We start from the raw sequence: 18402 nt of genomic DNA, 5'->3' as shown, positions 1-18402 counted from the left end.
ATTAACCTTATTGTATTGATTGTCAGTTGTTTATTGCAATGGCATTTTATTGGTGCCCTGGAAGTATCTTTCAAAAAAACATTCCCCATGTTTCGTAATTATTTGAAAACTGCCTGGCGTAATGTTATTAACAACAAAGTTTACAGCACGCTGAATATTTTGGGATTGGGCGCTGGTATGGCCGTGGGATTGCTGATTACCCTATGGGTGGTAAATGAATATTCGTATGACCGGTTCTTGCCTGGTCACGAACATCTTTACCAGGTGATGAAAAACAACCCTGACAACAACGGGGGTATCAGAACGGTAAGTACGGTATCTCTTCCGCTGGTAGATGCTTTACGGAAAGATATTCCCGGCATCCGGTATGTGGCCGTAACAGACTGGCCTATCAATCACGGGTTGATTGCCGGGGATAAAAAGTTATACATACGGGGCAGCGGTGTGAGTGAAGACTATCTGCGTATGTTTCGATTTACCCTATTGGAAGGTGATGCTGCCAGGGCATTACAGGACCCATATTCTATTGTGTTGTGTGCCTCTACCGCCCGGGCATTGTTTGGCACGACGGAAGCCATGAATAAGATGGTCCGCATCGATAATCAGCACGATCTGAAAGTGACAGGTATCATGCAGGACGTACCGGTCAATTCCACGTTGCAGTTTCAGTATCTGCTACCATTTTCTTACCTGGTGCAGACCCAGCCCTGGATGCAGGCTGCCCGTAACGACTGGGGCGATAATTCCTCTCAGGCATTTGTGGCGCTGGAGCCGGGTGTGCCTTACGAAAAAGTATCAGCACAGATAAAAGATATTATTCATCGTTATAGTCCGCGCAGGACAGAGCAGATATTTCTGCATCCGATGGACAGATGGCGGCTTTACAGCAATTTTGAGAATGGGAAGGAGCGTGGTGGCTTTATCACTTATGTGCGGATGTTTACATTGATTGGCGTATTGGTATTGTTGATAGCCTGTATCAATTTTATTAATCTCTCTACTGCGCGTTCGGAAAAGCGCGCCAGGGAGGTAGGGGTACGTAAGGCGATTGGCTCCGGGCGGCGCGACCTGGTGTTGCAGTTTCTGCTGGAATCGCTGATGCTTACCAGTCTCGCAGCGGTATTGAGCATCGGCATTTTACAACTGGCGTTGCCGGTCTTCAACCGGGTGATCGATGGCGAATTGTACATTCCTTATCATCAGCTGTCGGCCTGGGGCATCCTGTTGTTGTTTATTGTTGTTACCGCAGTACTGGCGGGCAGCAGGCCGGCTTTTTATCTATCCTCTTTTGAGCCGGTAAAGGTGTTGAAGGGCGGTCAACAAGTAGGCCGGTCAGCAGCGCTTCCGCGCAAAATATTAGTGGTAGCGCAGTTTGCAGCGTCAGTAGCCTTGATTATCAGCACCATCATTATTTATCAGCAGATCCAATATGCTAAGAAACGGCCCGCTGGCTACAGTACCGCCGGTTTGTTGTACACGTACATTAGCGAAGATATGAAGAAGAACTACCACGCGTTGCGGGAGGAACTGTTGCAGAGTGGTATGGTGAAAAGTGTGGTGAGAGCTTCCAATCCGGTCACTTCCATCTGGTCGCGCACCGTGGTGGAAGAGTGGAAGGGCCGGCAGGAAAGTCAGCCCCTGGTGGTGTCGGAGATTGGGGTATCGCCGGGCTATTTCTCCGCGATGGGCATGCAGCTAAAGGAAGGACGCGATTTTCATGAATTGCAGGCGGCGGATTCAGGCTATGTGATCATCAACGAGGCGGCGGTAAAGCGGATGGGGCTTACTGCTCCGGTAGCTGGTCAGCATATTAGCTGGAGGGGGCGGGAGCGTGTAGTCATTGCCGGTGTCATCAAAGATGCGGTGATGGAGTCTCCGTTTAAGCCGGTGGAACCGGCGGTATTTACCCATCAGGAGGAGGATGCGTCCACGCTGTTATACCGTTTGTCAGACAAGACGGACATACATACGGCCCTTGCGAAGATCACGCCGATTTTCAACAGGTATAATCCCGGATATGCTTACGACTATACCTTTGCGGCTGATAGTTACGATAAGAAGTTTAAGTTAGAGGCGCTGTCAGGCAAGCTGGCGGCTCTTTTCGCCACGTTGGCGGTGTTTATCTCCTGTCTGGGTTTATTTGGTCTGGCTGCGTATATGGCTGCACAGCGTACGCGCGAAATAGCCATCCGGAAAGTAATGGGTGCCTCTCTGTTGCAACTCTGGCTGCTGTTATCGAAAGACTTTGTGACGCTGGTATTTATGGGTTGTTGTATAGCCGTGCCCATCGCTTTTTACAGTCTGCAATACTGGTTGGATAGATACGCTTATCGCATCAGTATGGGTCCGGGTGTGTTTGTGGTGGCGGCAGGTGGTGCCCTGATCATCACGATTTGTACGATCAGCTATCAGACGATCCGGGCGGCATTGGTGAACCCGATGCATAGCCTGAAAGCGGAATAAATTAAGTAAGGGGTTTCATCAGCTTGATGCTGGGCAGGTGTTTTCGGATCATATCCACCAGTTCCTTTCTTGTAAAAGGTTTTAAGAGAAAATCGGTTGCGCCGGCAGCGATAAATTCTTCCTGTTCCTGTAGGAATGTTTCTCCGGAAGAGACGATAGCAGGGATATAGCGGGTAGTATCATCATCGCTGGTGCGCAGTGCGCGAAGGAAATTTTTTCCATCCATCACCGGCATTTTACCGTCGGTGATGATCAGGTCTGGTGTGATCATCTTCAGCAGTTCCAATGCTTCTACCCCGTTTTCAGCAAAGTAGGGCACTGCGCCCATGCTTTTAATAGCGGCGCGGAAGGAAGCCTGGTTCAGTTTATCATCTTCCAGTACCAAAATAATATAGTCCTGATAGATTTCTTTTACCGGTTCGGTATTACTGGTCTCCTGTATTTTATAGCCTTCTTTCAGTGGAAGGGTTAAAGTAAAGCTGGTGGTGGCACCAGCCGTGGTGGCTGTGATGGTGCCATTTATTTTTTCTACCAGTTGTTTGGTGATCGATAATCCCAGTCCGGTACTTTCTACCATATTCTCTTTATTGGCATGAGACACAAAAGGCAGGAAGATCTCGCTCAACTGTTCCTGATTCAGTGAACTGGTATTGTGTGTTTCGATATGGATTTGTTCGCCGGTCTTTAACACGTTGAACCGGACCACCGAATTTTTAGCCGCGTATTTCAGGGCATTGGATGCCAGGTTATTGAGGATTTTGCTGAGGATGGTATTGTCGGAGAGGATGTATTCCGGCAGCTGGGCGTCATAATTCAGTACTACATTGATTTTCCGTGATGACGCGACGGGGCGCTGCATCAGTATACATTCGTTGATGCATTGCCGTAGGCTGAAGCTTTCGTTTTTTACTTCGTTGAACTGATTTTCTTCTATTTTGGCCAGGTCCAGTTGATTGTTGATAATTTCCCTGATAAGCAGGGAGGCTACCTGCAGATGCTCCGTTTCCTTACGTATGGCTGCTACCAGCGCGCTGTCATTGAGCTGGGCCACTTTCTCGTTGAGCCCTTCCGCGATGCCCATAATAGATGTCAGCGGTGTCCTGATCTCATGGTTGGTTTCCCGCAGGTATTTGGTTTTGGCTTCGGAAGCTTTCTTCAGTTCCGCCATCATGGTGCGTACCTGCTTGATATAGAAATAGAGCATGATGCCATTCAGTGCGGTACCGGTAAGTACCACGATCAGCCGGATAGCCACCATGCTGCTGTGGCTGAAAGCGACGGGCCTAAACCAGTGAAAGGTATAATTCAGTTCAAGAAGAACCACCATCGCGCCAACATAGGTCCAGAACAGGTTGCGCGTTTTTCTGCTGGTCATCAGCAGATCAGAGGCGCCCATGAGGAAGGCCGCCAGGAGATGTATTTCAGAGATAGGCCCCAGTACAATACCATAAAACACCAATGCCGCATCCAATACCACAAAGAAAATCAGGATAACGGTATCCACACCAATACGCTTATGCAGGAATGGCAGGCAGAAGAACAATATGCCCACAAACAGTTCGAGGTAAAACGCCGGCGCAAAGTCAATCAGATAAAACACGGCCATGCCCAGCGTCAGCGACAGCACAGCGAGCAGCAGGCAGATCGTATTAAAAAAAGATACGGGTTTATCGGAATAGGCAGCAACTTTCATAGTAGTTTTTCATTATTCAACAGTGGCATGGATAATGTAGCCCGAAATTACTTTTTCTATTTTAGGAATACTAATCCTTACACTATTTTTGTTCAGATACACATATTGCCTATATCCTGACTGTCAGGATAAAAATGAATGTTCTATTGCGCCATTGACATGATACCCGAGACCAATACTATCAGTTACAGTTACCCGGCCCCATCGGCTTTTATTGGTGGGGGAGCGCCCCGTTTATTACTGGCGGGATACAGTGAAACAGACAAAGCCACCGGCCCGGCTTTCTTCCAGGGCCGTCTGGAGCAGCCTTACATCACGGCGCGTTGCCTGATAGCTTTATCTAATGTAGTGAGATCATCGTTTACCCTGACGCCTGCCACTGCGGCGATGATGAAAGACCCGATTGTGACAGCCGGTGCGGAGAAACTTCGTTTTGAGGGTTTTTCCCAGTGTGCCGGCGTGTATGCGCGGGTGGACGTGTTGCCGGGAGGCCACAGTGGCATTTTCCCTGCCAATGGTACGGTGAACGTGGATTTTAACCAGCCGATGATCAACGCGTTGCATGCTGTCAGCAGGAACGATACGTTACAGCTGACGGTGAATGCCCGTGACATCAGCGTTCAAAGTCAGCCTGAGGAGAGCATTACAGAGAAGAAAGTGCCGTTGCCGGTGAAATGGATCAAAGGTCTTACCACGGTACAGCTGTTCCTGGCGGCATCGGAGAAGGTGTATACTTTGAATAAGATACAGCTGCGGCAGCTGTTTCAGGGCATCCCTGCCGGCACGGTGAAAGCGGATTATTACCTGACGGTGCGGGGCAACAGGCCCACGTTTTCTCCGGTGAAAACGGCCCATGCTGTTTGTGTGGGTGGCATCCACCGGCTGCGGTTACTGGAGCCGTTGCTGCCATTGGCCGACGAGCTGCAGGTGTTTGTGCATCCGGATATGCAGAGCACTACGTGGCAGTTGTATTTTGGCAGCGTACGATTTAGCCTTAGCCTGTCACGCGAGGCGTGGCGCGGCTTTTCGGGAGAGGGCGCCGCGCTGGATTCGCTGATCACGGAGGTGCCTGACCGACTTATCAGCGCGATGGACAAGTACAGCCATGTGAACCAGGAATTTAATGCCACGCTGCTGGCGGTGGAAGAGCAGGCTGGTTTTGAGGAGATAGATCAGCTGACAACGCGCCTGGCTGCTATGGGGCTGCTGGGATTTGATCTGGACGACAACGTATATTTTTATCGCCGGCTGCCTTTTAAACTGAACCGGATCATGAGCCTGAATCCGCGTATGAAAGATGCAGAGCAGCTGTTAGCGGAAGACAAAGTGGCCATCATCTCTCAGCTACAAGATAAGGTGGAGGCCCGTGTAGCCGGCAGCGGCGTTACCCATACCGTGATGCTCGACGGAGATCTGGCCCGCTGTACGTGCACCTGGTTTGCCAAACACCAGGGAGAACGCGGCCCTTGCAAACATATTCTTGCTGTACGAAAAAAGATAAATTGACATTTAACCCAAAATGATTGTATGACACATCTGGAAGAACTGGAGCAGTTGATAAACACCGAGCGCGAACAGGATATTATACCGTTTTTACAACGTTTAACCCCCGAAGAAAGAACGGCGCTTAAACCAGGCTTGACCAAACTGGCAGCCCATTACACGGAGTTTATAGAGGTCGGCCAAAACGCCTGGAGAAGCAGGATGACGGCGCCACAGGCGAAGGTATTGGCGATCGCTACGTTTGTATGCTACGATAGAAGTGCTTTCCAGCGCACTAATTTCCATTTTACATTATTCCGCGAGCATTTGCTGGATAAAATTATTTCCTGGTACATGCCGGAATGGTTCGATGCATGGATGCAGGAAATGGCAGAGAAAGAAACCCTGCCCGGTGATGTGGATTATTGGCAGATGTTGGACCTGCAAGCCCGCGGAGTACTTACGTTAACGCCTACACTGGTAGTAAGCAGGCTGCCGATGGCGATTAATGGTAAACACCGGCTATACGAGCCAGCACGCTTGTTTGAGTTCCCGATTACTTTGTCGGAGCATTTCTGGTATCTGTTCGAATATCCGTCTAACATACATTTCAGCGATAGCTGGACGAACAGCAAAAAAACGGGCGACCTGGAACCCAACTGGAAAGGGTTTATCCTACAGTATACCGGTGATGGCACCCTTAACCGCATGCGGGTACTGGAAGCGTGTCTGAAAGCGGTGAACAGAAACTTCAATAAACTACAGGTGGGCTGGTTCGTAGATCTGTTGACGTTACTAAAGCCGGCGAAAGCAGCGCTGGAGCAGTTACAACCTTTGTTGTTGCAGGCGTTGAGTTCACCACAAACGAAGGCGGTCAATACGGCGCTGGGGTATCTGAAAGTGCTGGCCACCGAAAAAGCATTTAATCATCAGGCGTTGCTGGACCATCTGCCGCAGGTGATGGCCACGGATAAAAAGAACATTATCACCACCACGATTCAAATATTGGAGAAGGCCGGTAAAGTACATCCTGAAATTAAGCCACAGGCTTGCCTGGAGCTCTGTGCCGCTTTCCTTTCCAAAGATGAGGACCTGCAAGCTAAAGCGGCGAAGCTGATCCTGCAATGGGCGGATAAAAACGATGTTGCTTTAAGCGATCAGCTTTCCCAATACAGCAGCAGCATGCTCGCCAGCACGCGGACTGTTTTACAGGAGCTGATGAAAGATCATACTGAAATGGAAGTGGCAGCGCATGAAGAAGCGGAGCGATTACCATTGATCGGGGAACATAACCGTATTGTTCCCGAAGACCTGATATTTTTTGCCAGTCAGGTTTTTGAAAATAATGTCGCCTGGCATGTTGATCTGTTGCCTGCTATGTTGCTGGCGGCACAGGATACCATGACTACTGAAACTTTGTGGCAACTGGAGCCGGCTTTTCAGCGGGCCGCTACCGTGTTGAAACGCCCATCCGGTAATATGGGGCTGCTGGACATCACCCTGGCTGTTTTTTTCCTCAACTATGGTAAATGGATGGCGGATAACGATGCCGCCTATACGGCAAAGCTGCATGAAGCCAAGGGAGGGCAGCACTGGTGGCGTATACGGCATGAGATGCCTGAGCTGGAACACTGGAAGACTTCCCGTACCGAGGCCGCAGTATATATGCCTCACCGGAAGTTGCTGATACTGGCGTTGAAAAAGATCCGGGAGAAAGATTCGTTACCATTGCTGTCCACACCCACTCATGAACCGGGATGGATAGATCCGGAAGTATTGGTGCAACGAATGAAGCAGTATGTGTCTGCCGGCTTACAGCCGGACATACTGGATTTGCAGATAGCGATTGCACGTTGTGCCTTGCAGGATACTGCCGCTGCCCTGAGATTGGTACAGCAATGGCCTGTAGGTGAATATCGGCAGTTGTTTACCTTCCTGTTGGATGCCGCTGCGTTGCCGGAAGGACCCTTTACTGTGGAGGCAGCCTGGATGCAGGCCGGGCTTACCAAAGCGCCGCTGACCAGCTACGAAGCGTTTGCCGGATTTTCGTATAGCCGATTGCCAATAGCACTGCTCAATGGCGCCTATGAATGGAAAACAGGCGCCAGGCCGTATCTGGCCTATGGCAAGTATAATGCAGAAAAGAAAGACTACGACCGGTTTATGTCGGAAGAGCTGGTGATGAATATTACTTTCCCCGAAGGCGATATTCTTAAGGGAAGCGCCCCGATGTTGCAGGAATACCTGAACGGCGTGGGACAGTACATGTCGGTGTCTATTACAGACGTGGCCAGACTGTTGTTACTCACGCCCAATCATCCGGATGTATTGCTGGCGAGGGTGATGCAGTCCTGTCAGCGTTCTTCGGGTTTTTATGAGGTGAATGAAACAGGTATCGTGCTCAACACGCTGAAAACATTGCACAGCCTTGATATCCCGCTTTCGGAAATGAGGTACCTCTGCGTTGCCCTGTGTATGTTGCACGCCGATAAGACAGTGAAAGGATATGCCGCCGAATACTGGAGCAGCCGTTTACCTGATCGGATCAGCAGTGAAAAACTGGGACAGATGATCGGTATGCAGCAACGGGTGGCGTGGGCGCCGATGAAACGTTTTACGGACCTGGTCAGCACGCAAACGCAGATCAGCCGCCTGCAAAATGAGGCACTGGAAACACTCCTGACAGCATGCCTGTCGGTATTTACCGAAATGCCGGTGAAAGACCTGAAGAAGTTGCTGGAAGTATACGCTGAGGTGCTCGCCATCAATAACGGTAGTATCCGTAATACTGCGGTAATACAGCTGTTAAACGCGTGGCAGGGCAGCAGTACAGTGAAGAAAGCAGTGCAGCAGCTGTTGAAAAGGGTAGTACAGGAATAGCCCGGTTTTTCTGTGTACTTTTGGAAAAATATCAGATGTCTGCATCCAAAAAACTGGTCGTTATTGTACCGATGGAAGGTACCTCTCTGCTGGATATTGCCGGCCCCTGCGATGTTTTCGCGCAGGCCAGCAAAATACTCCGCAACGACCCGCAGCGGGAGGATGATGGTTATGAGATCCTGCTGGCTTCGCCGGGAGAGGACCATCACCTGAAAACGCAAAGTGGCGTGGAAGTGGTTTGTCCGGTAACGGTAGCAGAGCTGGACCGGCCTATCGATACTTTACTGATCGCCGGATTAGGCGTTGAATTTTTTGAATACAACCGCCACGATTTCTACCAGTGGCTGAATGAAGTATATCCCCGCCTGCGTCGTATTGGTTCCGTGTGTATCGGAGCTTACGCGCTGGCGCGGGCGGGGCTGCTTAACGGCCGCCGCGCCACCACCCACTGGCAATACAGCCAGGACTTCCAGGAGCAGCACCCCGACGTGCAGGTAGATACCAACCCTTTTTACACACGTGACGGCAACGTCTATACGTCGGGCGGCCTGGCTTCCGGTATCGATCTGGCCCTTGCCCTGCTGGAAGAGGATTATGGCCGCGACCTGGCAGCCCTGGTCGCTAAAAAGATGGTCATCTACCTGAGAAAGCCCGGATATCAGACACAGTTCGGTGAATTGCTCGATCACCATCAGCTGGCAAATACCCTCGCCGGTAAACTGCGGCCCTGGATGATACAGGAGCTCCATCAGGACCTGAGCGTGGAACGCCTTGCTGCACACGCCAATATGAGCCCCCGTAACTTCGCCCGCGTCTTCCTCCGGGAATGCGGACTTACGCCGGCTAAATTTGTAGAGAAACTACGGGTGGAAACAGCCCGCAAATACCTCGAAGAAAGTGACCTCAGTATAGAGCAGATCGCTGAAAAATGCGGCCTCGGCGGCATGGTGTCCATGCGGCGGGTCTTTCTCCGTCACCTCTCCGTATCCCCCAGCGACTACCGCCGGAATTTCCGTACCTCGCTCCACCAATGATTTGGCAGAAATTGTATATTTTTCGTCATTTGAGACAAGTGGCGGTTAGGGTACTTTTGTACTGTAACCAAAATTATTCAAGCGATGAAAATAGCTATCAATGGATTCGGCCGTATCGGAAGAATGACGCTTAGAGCTTTACAACATAAAGACAATGTAGAAGTAGTGGCCATCAACGACCTGATGGGCGCTGATATCCTCGCTCATCTCTTCAAATATGACACTGCCCATGGAAAATTTCCCGGCACTGTTTCCCACACCAGCCAGCACCTGATCGTTAACGGAAAAGAAATACTGCTGACCAATGAGAAAGATCCGGCTAATCTGCCCTGGGATAAACTGGGAGTAGACATGGTGATCGAATCTACCGGAAGATTTACCCATAAAGACCAGGCGCAGGCCCATATCCGCGCCGGCGCCCGCCGCGTACTGATCACCGCACCCGCTTCCGGCGGCGTGAAAACTATTGTGGCAGGCGTAAATGAAGATATCATTGAAGCAACAGATGAAATTCTGTCTACCGCTTCCTGCACCACTAACTGTATCGCCCCTCCGCTGTTTCTGCTGGACAAGGCTTTCGGTATAGAATCCGGCTTTATGAGCACGGTACATGCTTTCACCATGGACCAAATGCTGCAGGACGGTCCACACAAAGACTTCAGAAGGGCCAGGGCGGCCACGCAGTCCATTATCCCAACTACTACCGGCGCAGCCAAAGCCATCGGTGATGTACTGCCGGCGCTGAAAGGTAAGCTGGACGGCTTCTCTTACCGTGTACCGGTAATTGATGGTTCCATCGCTGAATTGTCGCTCGTACTGAAACAGCCGGCTACTGCGGCGGAAATCAATGCCCTGTTCAAACAGCATGCGGAAACAGACCTGAAAGGGATCCTCGAATACACAGAAGAACCTTTTGTGTCCGCTGATATTGTGGATAACACACATTCTTCCATCGTAGATGGCACGCTTACAAGAGTGATCGGCAACCTGGCTAAAGTGGTGGCCTGGTATGATAATGAAGCCGGTATTTCCAACCGCATTGCGGAACTGGTGGCGGCTGCCACCCACGAAGACATTGCTATTTAGGGATTTTTTGATTTACGATTTTTTGATTTCGTAGATTGGTAAACAAGAAGACCGAAGCGAATAAATAATTCGCTTCGGTCTTCTTGTTTTTTATTCGCTCTGTTGATTCACGAAATCAGGAAATCGTAAATCAAAAAATCCCTAAATAGCAACGGTTTACTGGTAATTGTAATTGTCCCAATAAGGCACTACGCCGCGTTGGCTGGCGGGTACCCAGAAGATCGGAGAAGTCGTATTGTTTTCGTTGGCTACTTTCGCAAAATTATCCGGATTGTTGGTCAGCTCCACTGTAGGATAGTGTACTCTTTCCGGCATTGGTTTCCATACGGAGGCATGCCAGGTGAAAGGCTCCAGTTTCGGATGACGGGTCCTTCTCAGTTCAGCCCACAGTTCATACGGCTGCAGCAGATTGAGGTGGATGTATTTCTGCTGCATCAGGATCTCCATTTTGTCTTCCAGCGTAGGCGCCGCCAGGAATTTGGCTTTGATGTTGTCGCCCCAGCCAAATACAATGGCATCGGTAGGTTTGGAAGGATACAATACGGAGTCCAGTGTGCCGCGTCCGTAGGTGCTGAGCTGATTGAGGTAGTACCAGAAATTAGTAGAATGTACCACCGCGTCTTTGATATGCTCTTCAGCCGCTTTACCGGTATTGCCCAGGTTTTTCAGTGCAATCTCTGCCAGCAGCAGGTCCAGCTCACCCAATGTCGCCATATACACCGGCAGGTTCTCGTTGCGATGAAGGGTGATGTGGCTATACATGGATTTAGCGTTGGTAGACAGGGAAGAAGAGAGGTTATCTGCAAAAGCATAATACTTCTGTCCGCTGGTATAGAGCGCATCCTGCTGTTCGATATTGGCAGAAACGCCACGATAATCTTTGAATTTGGTAGGCATTGCCAGCACCGGCAGGCGTGGGTCGTCAATACCGGGTTGATAGGTGGAGTCACCGTAGTTCAACCGTTTCATGATGATGTTGGGAATGAAAGACGCATAGGTGTTTTCATAAAGGCCCCGTTGCCAGGTGCCGCCACCGAGCACATCGATCTTATACCACATGGTCCAGGTGAGATCTGTAGCAGGCAATGGTTTGCCCAATACTTCCTGTATCAGTGGTTTGGCATATGCTTCATCCACACCGGCTATGCGTACCAGCATTTTCAGGCGGGTGAAGTTGATGAAGGCCACCCATTTGTTGATATCTCCCTTAAACGCGTAATCCTGTTGCTGGAAAACGGTTTTAGCGGAAGCGGACATTTGGGTGAAAGCTGTCGGCAGTGTGTTGACAAGGCCGCCCAGATCAGCGATGATGGACTGGTATACCTGTTTCGGATCATCATACTTCGGGAAGAGATATTGTGCACCGCCTTTTACGCCCTGAAAAGCGTCGAAGTAGGGGATGGAATTGAAGAAGTCCACCAGTTTGCCGCATTGGTACAACTTCACGAAGGTGGCAAGTTTCAGGTATACATCACCATCCTGTTTCAGCTGTCCGGTACGCAGTTCTACGGAGTCTTTAATGACTTCATAGTTTTTCAGTTTGGTATAGCTGTTCTGGAAATAAGACTGGCCGGAGATAGGGAAATCGTCGAAGCCGTTGCCGCTCACCAGATCATTATAGCTGCTGAACCAATCGTAGCGATAGGAGATGTACCGTTGTGCTATCTGTCCGTAGCCGGTGATGCTGGTACCGCCGTTGAGGAGGTAATACCATTCACCATAGTCCTGCACAAATATTTTATTGTTGGTGATCAGCTGTGTGAATAAGCCGGGCACTACGTCCGTAACAGTGGCGTTCAGTTTGTCGGGGTCATAGAAACGTTTCTCCACATCTTTTTTACAGGCAGTGAAGGTGGCGAGGGCCATCATGGCTATATACAAGTATGATTTTTTCATGTTGTAGTTTTTTTATGCGTTAGAAAGCAACGTTCAGCCCCAGAGAGAAGGTGCGCAGTGTGGGATAGATGGTGTTCTCCACATAGGAGTCTGCACCCAGCGCGCCTTCCGGATCGATGTTGGGAATGGATTTATAGAGATAAAACAGGTTACGGGCCGCAGCGGTGATAACGAGTTTCTGCAGTTTCATCCGTTTTACCAGATCACGTGGTACTTCGTAAGAAAGGGCTACTTCTCTTACTTTGATGTAATTGTTTTTGTACAAACGGTCCGGCGGGAATGAAGTGGCCAGGTCGTTGGCGTAGCTCTCGTAGTAGTTGGTGGCATTGGTCATCTGTGTGTTGGGCACAGACTTGCCATTGCCATCCAGCATTACACCCGGCAGGACGATACCATCATGGTATACACGGCCGTTGCGGGCGCCGGCAGGAGCGGGCTGGTTATGTTGCCACGGCACCATGGAGCCATTGGCATCGTAGTAGTAAGCGAGGCCGCCGTGTGCTTCATCCCTGTATTCGAGTGTGCTTTCCAGTTGACCAACACCGGTAAGGCGGTTATTGGTATAGGAGAAGATGGTACCACCGGATTTGTAATCGAAGCCAATGCGGAGGTTGAAGTTTTTATAATTGAAATCGGAGATGATACCGCCGTAGAATTTAGGCATGATGTTACCGGCAACGATTGATTTCTGATTGTTCAGGGAGTACATACCGTTATCGCCTACGATTTTGTTACCGGCATCATCGCGGAGGTAGTCGTACATCACGATTTCGCCATAGGGGCGTCCTTCGTCGGCATGAACAGATGCAGCAGAACCGTTGATCAGATTAGAGATCGGGTTGTTGGTCACACCGGGATAGAGGCGCATTACTTTGGAACCCTGGCTGGCAGCGTTCACGGTGATGTCCCATCTGTAGTTTTTACCCATAAGCGGCGTACCGGTGAGGCCCAGCTCAAGTCCCCATGCTTTCACGTCGCCTACGTTGATTTTAAGCCCTGTGGAGCTGGAAGCAGAAGAGATAGGCAGATTGAAGATCTGGTTATAACGGTGATTGCTATACGCAGAGAAGTCGATGGTCAGACGGTTGTTCTTAAAGAAAGTGTTGTTGATGCCGATTTCAAATTCCCTTTTGCGTTCCGGTTTCAGGGCGCCGGGAAGGATGGCTTCCGGCGGTGTGATAGAGAGCGCGGTGGTATTGGACAACCGGGTGAAGCTATAGAGGTTGTTGGCAAAATAGCGGTTGGTGCCGTTGCCCACATCGGCCCAGGAGAGGCGGAGGGTACCGCTGTTCATACCGGGGATGGCGAAACGTTCGGTATAGTTCCAGTTGAGGGCTACGCCGGGATAGAAGTACTTGTTGTTTTCCGGAGGCAGGGTGGAGTTCCAGTCCATACGGCCCTGAATTTCGAGGGTAAGCTCACTTTTCCAGGAAAGAGAGGCGGATCCCAGCCAGCTGTACAGCACATCGTTGCCACGATTGAAGCTTCTGATGTAACCGAGGTTCGCAGCGGAGGCTGTGCCGGATTCGTTGTTGAAAGAGTAGAGGTTTGCGAAGTTGAGACCGCCAACAGTGGTGCTTCCCAGATAGTCGGAAGACCGCAGGCGATAGGCGCCGCCGGTATAGGCAAACAGGTGTAGCCTGTCCTGCATGAAGGAGCGGTTGTAGTTCAGCAATGCCTGATAGGTTTGTACGGTAGCATTTTCCTTTGCTACGCCAAAGGCGCCGCCATCCACGCTGGGCAGCACTCTGGTCACGCTTCTTTCGGTGGTGTAGCTGGTGTTGTCATAGTCAATACCTGCCTGTCCCACCAGGAAGAGGTGCGGCGTGAAGTTCAGCGTTACCTTGGCAGACGTGATCATATGCACCTTATCATCTTTCAGGGAATTTTGGGAGCGGTCCCACATAAAGCCACCCAGATTGGAGAAAGCGGTAGGTACGCCGGCGTTGGAGAGATCACGCTTGAATCCTGTCTGGTCGGTATAGAAGGGATAGATCAGGCCGTAATCATAGTCCAGCGGCAGGCCCCATGCCACCGAGCCACCGTTGGAACCGCGGCGGTTCTTGCTGGTGATATTGTAGATATTGGAGATCACTTCGAAGGTGGCGAGATTGGAGGCTTTGTAGTTGGCGTTGAAACTGAAAGTGTTTCTTTTCTGCCAGGAGTTGTCGCCGTTGATATCTTTATAGTAGTAGTTGGTATAGGAGGCACGCACGCTTCCTTTGTCATTACTGCCGGAGATGGCCACGTTACCGGTGGTGGAGTGGCCGGGACTGAAGAGTGACAGGAAGTTGTTGGTATGTGGTGTGTTTTTTACGATGGAACTATCGTAGAACATGGCGTTAGCACCATCGAATTTAGGGCCGAAGCTAAAACGTTTGTTAGGGATCGTTCTGATCTTTTGTCCGTTTACCGTAGCGTAGGTAGTATCGTAGATATCGTCACCCAGACCGTACTGGTCTTGCAGTTTCAGGTAAGATACCGGTTGTTCCGTGGTGTATTGGATGGAGCCGGTCATGCCCATGCCGACGCTGTTACGGCCGCTTTTGGTGGTGATGAGCACCACGCCGTTGGCCGCGTCGCTACCATATAGTACCGTCGCTTTCGCACCTTTGAGGATCACCATGGATTCGATATCGGAAGGGTTGATATCATTGATGCCGGCGCCGTAATCAAAGCCCTGGCCGATGGAGCCATCGATGGCTGTTTTACGGTCGCTGAGGATAACACCGTCTACCACAAACATCGGGCGGATGTTCTGGTCGGGGTTCATACTGGCGGCGCCGCGGATATTGATTTTGATACCACCCTGGGGGCCGGAGGCGCCCATGTTCACGCCTACGCCGGCAGCTTTACCGTAGAGGGCGAGGAAGGGGTTCATGGTAGTACCGGCTTTGGTCAGCTCTTCGCCCTGAATGGTGCTGATGGCGTATCCGAGTGTGCCTTTCGGGCGTTTGATACCGAGGGCGGTCACCACCATTTCATTGAGGCCGTTGGAGGCAGCATGCAAAACCACGTTGAGGGTATTGGCGTTGCCTACCGTAATGGTGGTGGGCTGAAAGCCGATAGAGGAGAACACCAGTACCACATTTCCCTGTGGCACCTCGATGGAGAAGCGTCCGGAAGCATCTGTGGCGCCGCCGGTTTTAGTGCCTTTCACGAGGTAGGTAACACCGGGGATAGGGGTGCCGGTGCTGTCTTTTACCACACCGGTTATTTTTCGTTTATCCTGTGTTAGTTCCGTGGGGATGATGTCTTGTTTTTCTACGCCGGCTTGTCTGTCTTTCAGCGCAATCACTTTGCCGATGATCTCATAAGAGAAGGGCTGGCTTTGGAAGATGGCTGTCAGTGTTTGTTCCAGCGAGGCGTTTTGCACCTGTATATCTACTGGTTTGCTTTTTTTGAGCATGATGTCTTCATACCAGAAACTGTATCCCGACTGTTTTTTGATGTCTTCAAAAACACTCAGGAGGGATGCATGTTTCCGGGATAGTGTGATCTGTTGCGACATGGACTTAGCGCTGATTTGCAGGCAGGCTACCGTCAGCAACAAGGTGACTATTTTGAGTTGCATGATCAGTCTTTTTTTGAAGGTGAGATGTGCACCTGATTTGCCTGGAGCAGGTGAGTGGTCAGGCATGGTTAAGCGCAGCCCTGGCACACGGGAGGGCCTTGCATGACGGTAATATTCCATACATTTGGGATGTTTGAGTTGATAAAAGTTGGATACAGAGAAGTGTCACGCCGACTCAGGCATTTTACCAGGGGCGGGTGAGAGCGCTCCTGGTTTTTTTATACTGTGCCGGCACAGATCTCTTAGGGACCTTTGTGCATGTCGTACAATTTGATTTTGGTTGTGTGTTAGATGATGCTAAAGTTGTTGTTTCTACATGACGATTAGTTTTTCCTCTTCCAGTTTGAAATGAATCTTACTGATTTCAAGTAGGCGTAAAAGTGCCGACAGATCTGCTGTTCTTGGGATGTCGCCGGTGAAGGTGCGGGTAGGCACGTCTCCCTGAAACACCACTTCAATATTGTACCAGCGTTCCACCTGTCGCATGATAGTGCGGATATCGGCGCTTCTGAAGGAGATCAGGCCGTTTTTCCAGGCTACCGCGAGGTCGGTGTCTGCATGGTCAATAATCTCCATGGTACCGTTTTCGTTGATTAGTGATTGTTGTCCCGGTTTAAGGAGATGTTGTGCCGATTGCCGGCTTACCTTGACAGCGCCCTGTAAAAGTGTTGTTCTGATGCTATTTTCATTGTTGTAGGCCATGATGTTGAAGCTGGTGCCGAGTACAGCCACGGCTGTTTCGCCGGTGTTGACAAAAAACGGCTGGGCAGCATTGGGGTTGATTTCAAAATAGGCTTCCCCGTTGAGGGTAACCTGTCTTGTTGGTCCTGTGAAGGCAGTAGGGTATTGCAGGGATGAAGCTGCGTTGAGCCATACCCGTGAGCCGTCGGGAAGAACAAGGCTGTATTGGCCGCCTTTAGGCGTGCGGAGCGTGTTCCAGCTGACAGTAGTGCTGGCCGGAGCCGATTGTGATTGATAGATCAGTTGGCCCGCATTGGTTTGCAGGCTTACGTGTCCCTGTTGCGCTACCTGTCCGTTCATATTGCTGTCCAGTTCAATATTCCGGCCATCGGCCAGTGTGAGGACGGCTTTGTCTGAGCCAGGGAGGAAAATTTTATGGTGGGCTGTTGCTGCGGGCACCGGCTTTTTACGCTGCCGTGTCCAGAGGATGGCGCCGCCGGCCAGTATCAGCAGTAAAATGGCCGCCGCCGCCCTGTAGCTTCGATAAAACGTTTTAGCTAAGGAGCGTTTAGCTGTGTCTGTGGAGAGGATACGCGTGAGCATGGCATCCGACTGTGTGTCGAACACCTGTTGGTCTGCTTCGGCAGACTGTACCCAGGCCTCTTCTATCATCCATTCGAGCTGCGCATCCTGCTCATCGGAACCGAGAAATGTCTTCAGCTCTTCCAGTTCAGCGGGAGTAGCAGTACGCGTGGTGTACTGGCTTAACAGGTATTTTAATCTGTTGTTGTCCATCAGCAAAAGTGAATCTATCTATATAGACAGCGGGAAGGGGTAAAAAGAGGTAATGGGGTGAAAAAAAATTTTCAGGGGGGTACAAGGTGGTTATCTCCCGTAGGAATTATTTAGGTAGGAATAATAGCAGCAACAGGTTGGTTTCGGGGTGTGTAAGCGCGTAACTGCGGATAGCGCGGAGGGCTAATACCATGTGTTTTTTCACGGTTTCCCGGGAGATGTCCATCCTTTCCGCAATTTCGGCCTGTCTCAGGCCTTCATCGCGGCTGAGTAAATATACCCGTTGGCGTTGTGCCGGCAGTTCAGCAATCGCCTGATCAATGATGCGACGATAGCGGGCATCCATGGACTCTTCATATGGGTTGCCGGTATCAGCGGCGATGGTCATTTCCCACTGTTGCTTATGTTCCAGTTCGCGGCCCAGCTTTTTAAGGAAGGAGAAAGTATAGTTCTTGGCAGTCGTATAGAGGTAGGGGTGAAAATGGCTTACCTGGCTGAGTTTGTCGCGTTTTTCCCAGATGCGGATAAATACTTCCTGTACAATTTCCTCCGCCATCGACAGGGAACCGGTGAGCTGATATACAAAAGCGCCTAGTCTTTGATGATAGGTATGAAACAGCCGGGCAAACGCAGCTTCATCGCCTTGCGATACTAATAATAGTAAATCATGTTCACTATTTAATGGTTTATTGTCCAAGTGAAAAAACTATAAACGGCTCTCTATTTTGGTTGACGACACGATAAATATAGACAATTACCAAGAATTACGAATTACGAATTGCGAATTACGAAAAAAAGCGAAGAAAAAAGCGAAGATC

At 50.4% G+C, this 18402-nt stretch carries 10 protein-coding genes; 5 read left to right on the top strand and 5 right to left on the bottom strand.

Features of this window, described 5'->3' with window-relative positions; translation table 11 throughout:
* Positions 1 to 87 precede the first annotated feature (87 nt).
* The gene (locus tag ICL55_RS18290; RefSeq protein ID WP_188099877.1) at positions 88 to 2463 is read left to right on the top strand and encodes an ABC transporter permease; all 2376 of its coding nucleotides are present in this window, start codon (positions 88 to 90) and stop codon (positions 2461 to 2463) included.
* A 1-nt stretch (position 2464) separates the two neighbouring features.
* On the opposite strand, the gene ICL55_RS18285 is transcribed toward ICL55_RS18290, so the two are convergent.
* The gene (locus ICL55_RS18285) at positions 2465 to 4156 is read right to left on the bottom strand and encodes a response regulator (protein WP_188099876.1); all 1692 of its coding nucleotides are present in this window, start codon (positions 4154 to 4156) and stop codon (positions 2465 to 2467) included.
* A gap of 159 nt (positions 4157 to 4315) precedes the next feature.
* On the opposite strand from ICL55_RS18285, the gene ICL55_RS18280 reads away from it, so the two are divergent.
* From ICL55_RS18280 to gap, 4 genes are all read left to right on the top strand, one after another.
* A complete protein-coding gene (locus tag ICL55_RS18280; RefSeq protein WP_188099875.1) occupies positions 4316 to 5662 on the top strand; it encodes an SWIM zinc finger family protein in 1347 nt (448 codons plus the stop codon).
* A gap of 21 nt (positions 5663 to 5683) precedes the next feature.
* Positions 5684 to 8518 (top strand): DUF6493 family protein, encoded by a 2835-nt coding sequence (locus tag ICL55_RS18275; protein WP_188099874.1) that lies wholly within the window; start codon positions 5684 to 5686, stop codon positions 8516 to 8518.
* A gap of 35 nt (positions 8519 to 8553) precedes the next feature.
* A complete protein-coding gene (locus tag ICL55_RS18270) occupies positions 8554 to 9552 on the top strand; it encodes a GlxA family transcriptional regulator (protein ID WP_188099873.1) in 999 nt (332 codons plus the stop codon).
* 84 nt (positions 9553 to 9636) lie between these two features.
* Positions 9637 to 10638, top strand: coding sequence for a type I glyceraldehyde-3-phosphate dehydrogenase (gene gap / locus ICL55_RS18265; RefSeq protein WP_223151496.1), 1002 nt, complete (start codon positions 9637 to 9639; stop codon positions 10636 to 10638).
* A 156-nt stretch (positions 10639 to 10794) separates the two neighbouring features.
* On the opposite strand, the gene ICL55_RS18260 is transcribed toward gap, so the two are convergent.
* From ICL55_RS18260 to ICL55_RS18245, 4 genes are all read right to left on the bottom strand, one after another.
* Positions 10795 to 12534: a SusD/RagB family nutrient-binding outer membrane lipoprotein gene (locus ICL55_RS18260; protein ID WP_188099872.1), complete on the bottom strand. Its 1740-nt coding sequence runs from the start codon at positions 12532 to 12534 to the stop codon at positions 10795 to 10797.
* 19 nt (positions 12535 to 12553) lie between these two features.
* Positions 12554 to 16228 (bottom strand): SusC/RagA family TonB-linked outer membrane protein, encoded by a 3675-nt coding sequence (locus ICL55_RS18255; RefSeq protein WP_246496424.1) that lies wholly within the window; start codon positions 16226 to 16228, stop codon positions 12554 to 12556.
* A gap of 192 nt (positions 16229 to 16420) precedes the next feature.
* Complete coding sequence (locus tag ICL55_RS18250) at positions 16421 to 17584, bottom strand: FecR family protein (RefSeq protein ID WP_188099870.1); 1164 nt, start codon at positions 17582 to 17584, stop codon at positions 16421 to 16423.
* 106 nt (positions 17585 to 17690) lie between these two features.
* Entirely contained in the window at positions 17691 to 18281 is a 591-nt protein-coding gene (locus tag ICL55_RS18245; protein ID WP_188099868.1) for an RNA polymerase sigma-70 factor, read from the bottom strand.
* Positions 18282 to 18402: the final 121 nt, after the last annotated feature.

Origin of the sequence: Chitinophaga varians (assembly GCF_014529945.1) — a bacterium.
In the GTDB taxonomy this organism is placed as follows: Bacteria; Bacteroidota; Bacteroidia; order Chitinophagales; family Chitinophagaceae; genus Chitinophaga; species Chitinophaga varians.
Note: the sequence above shows the minus strand (reverse complement) of the source record. Positions and strands in the feature narration are given on the sequence as shown.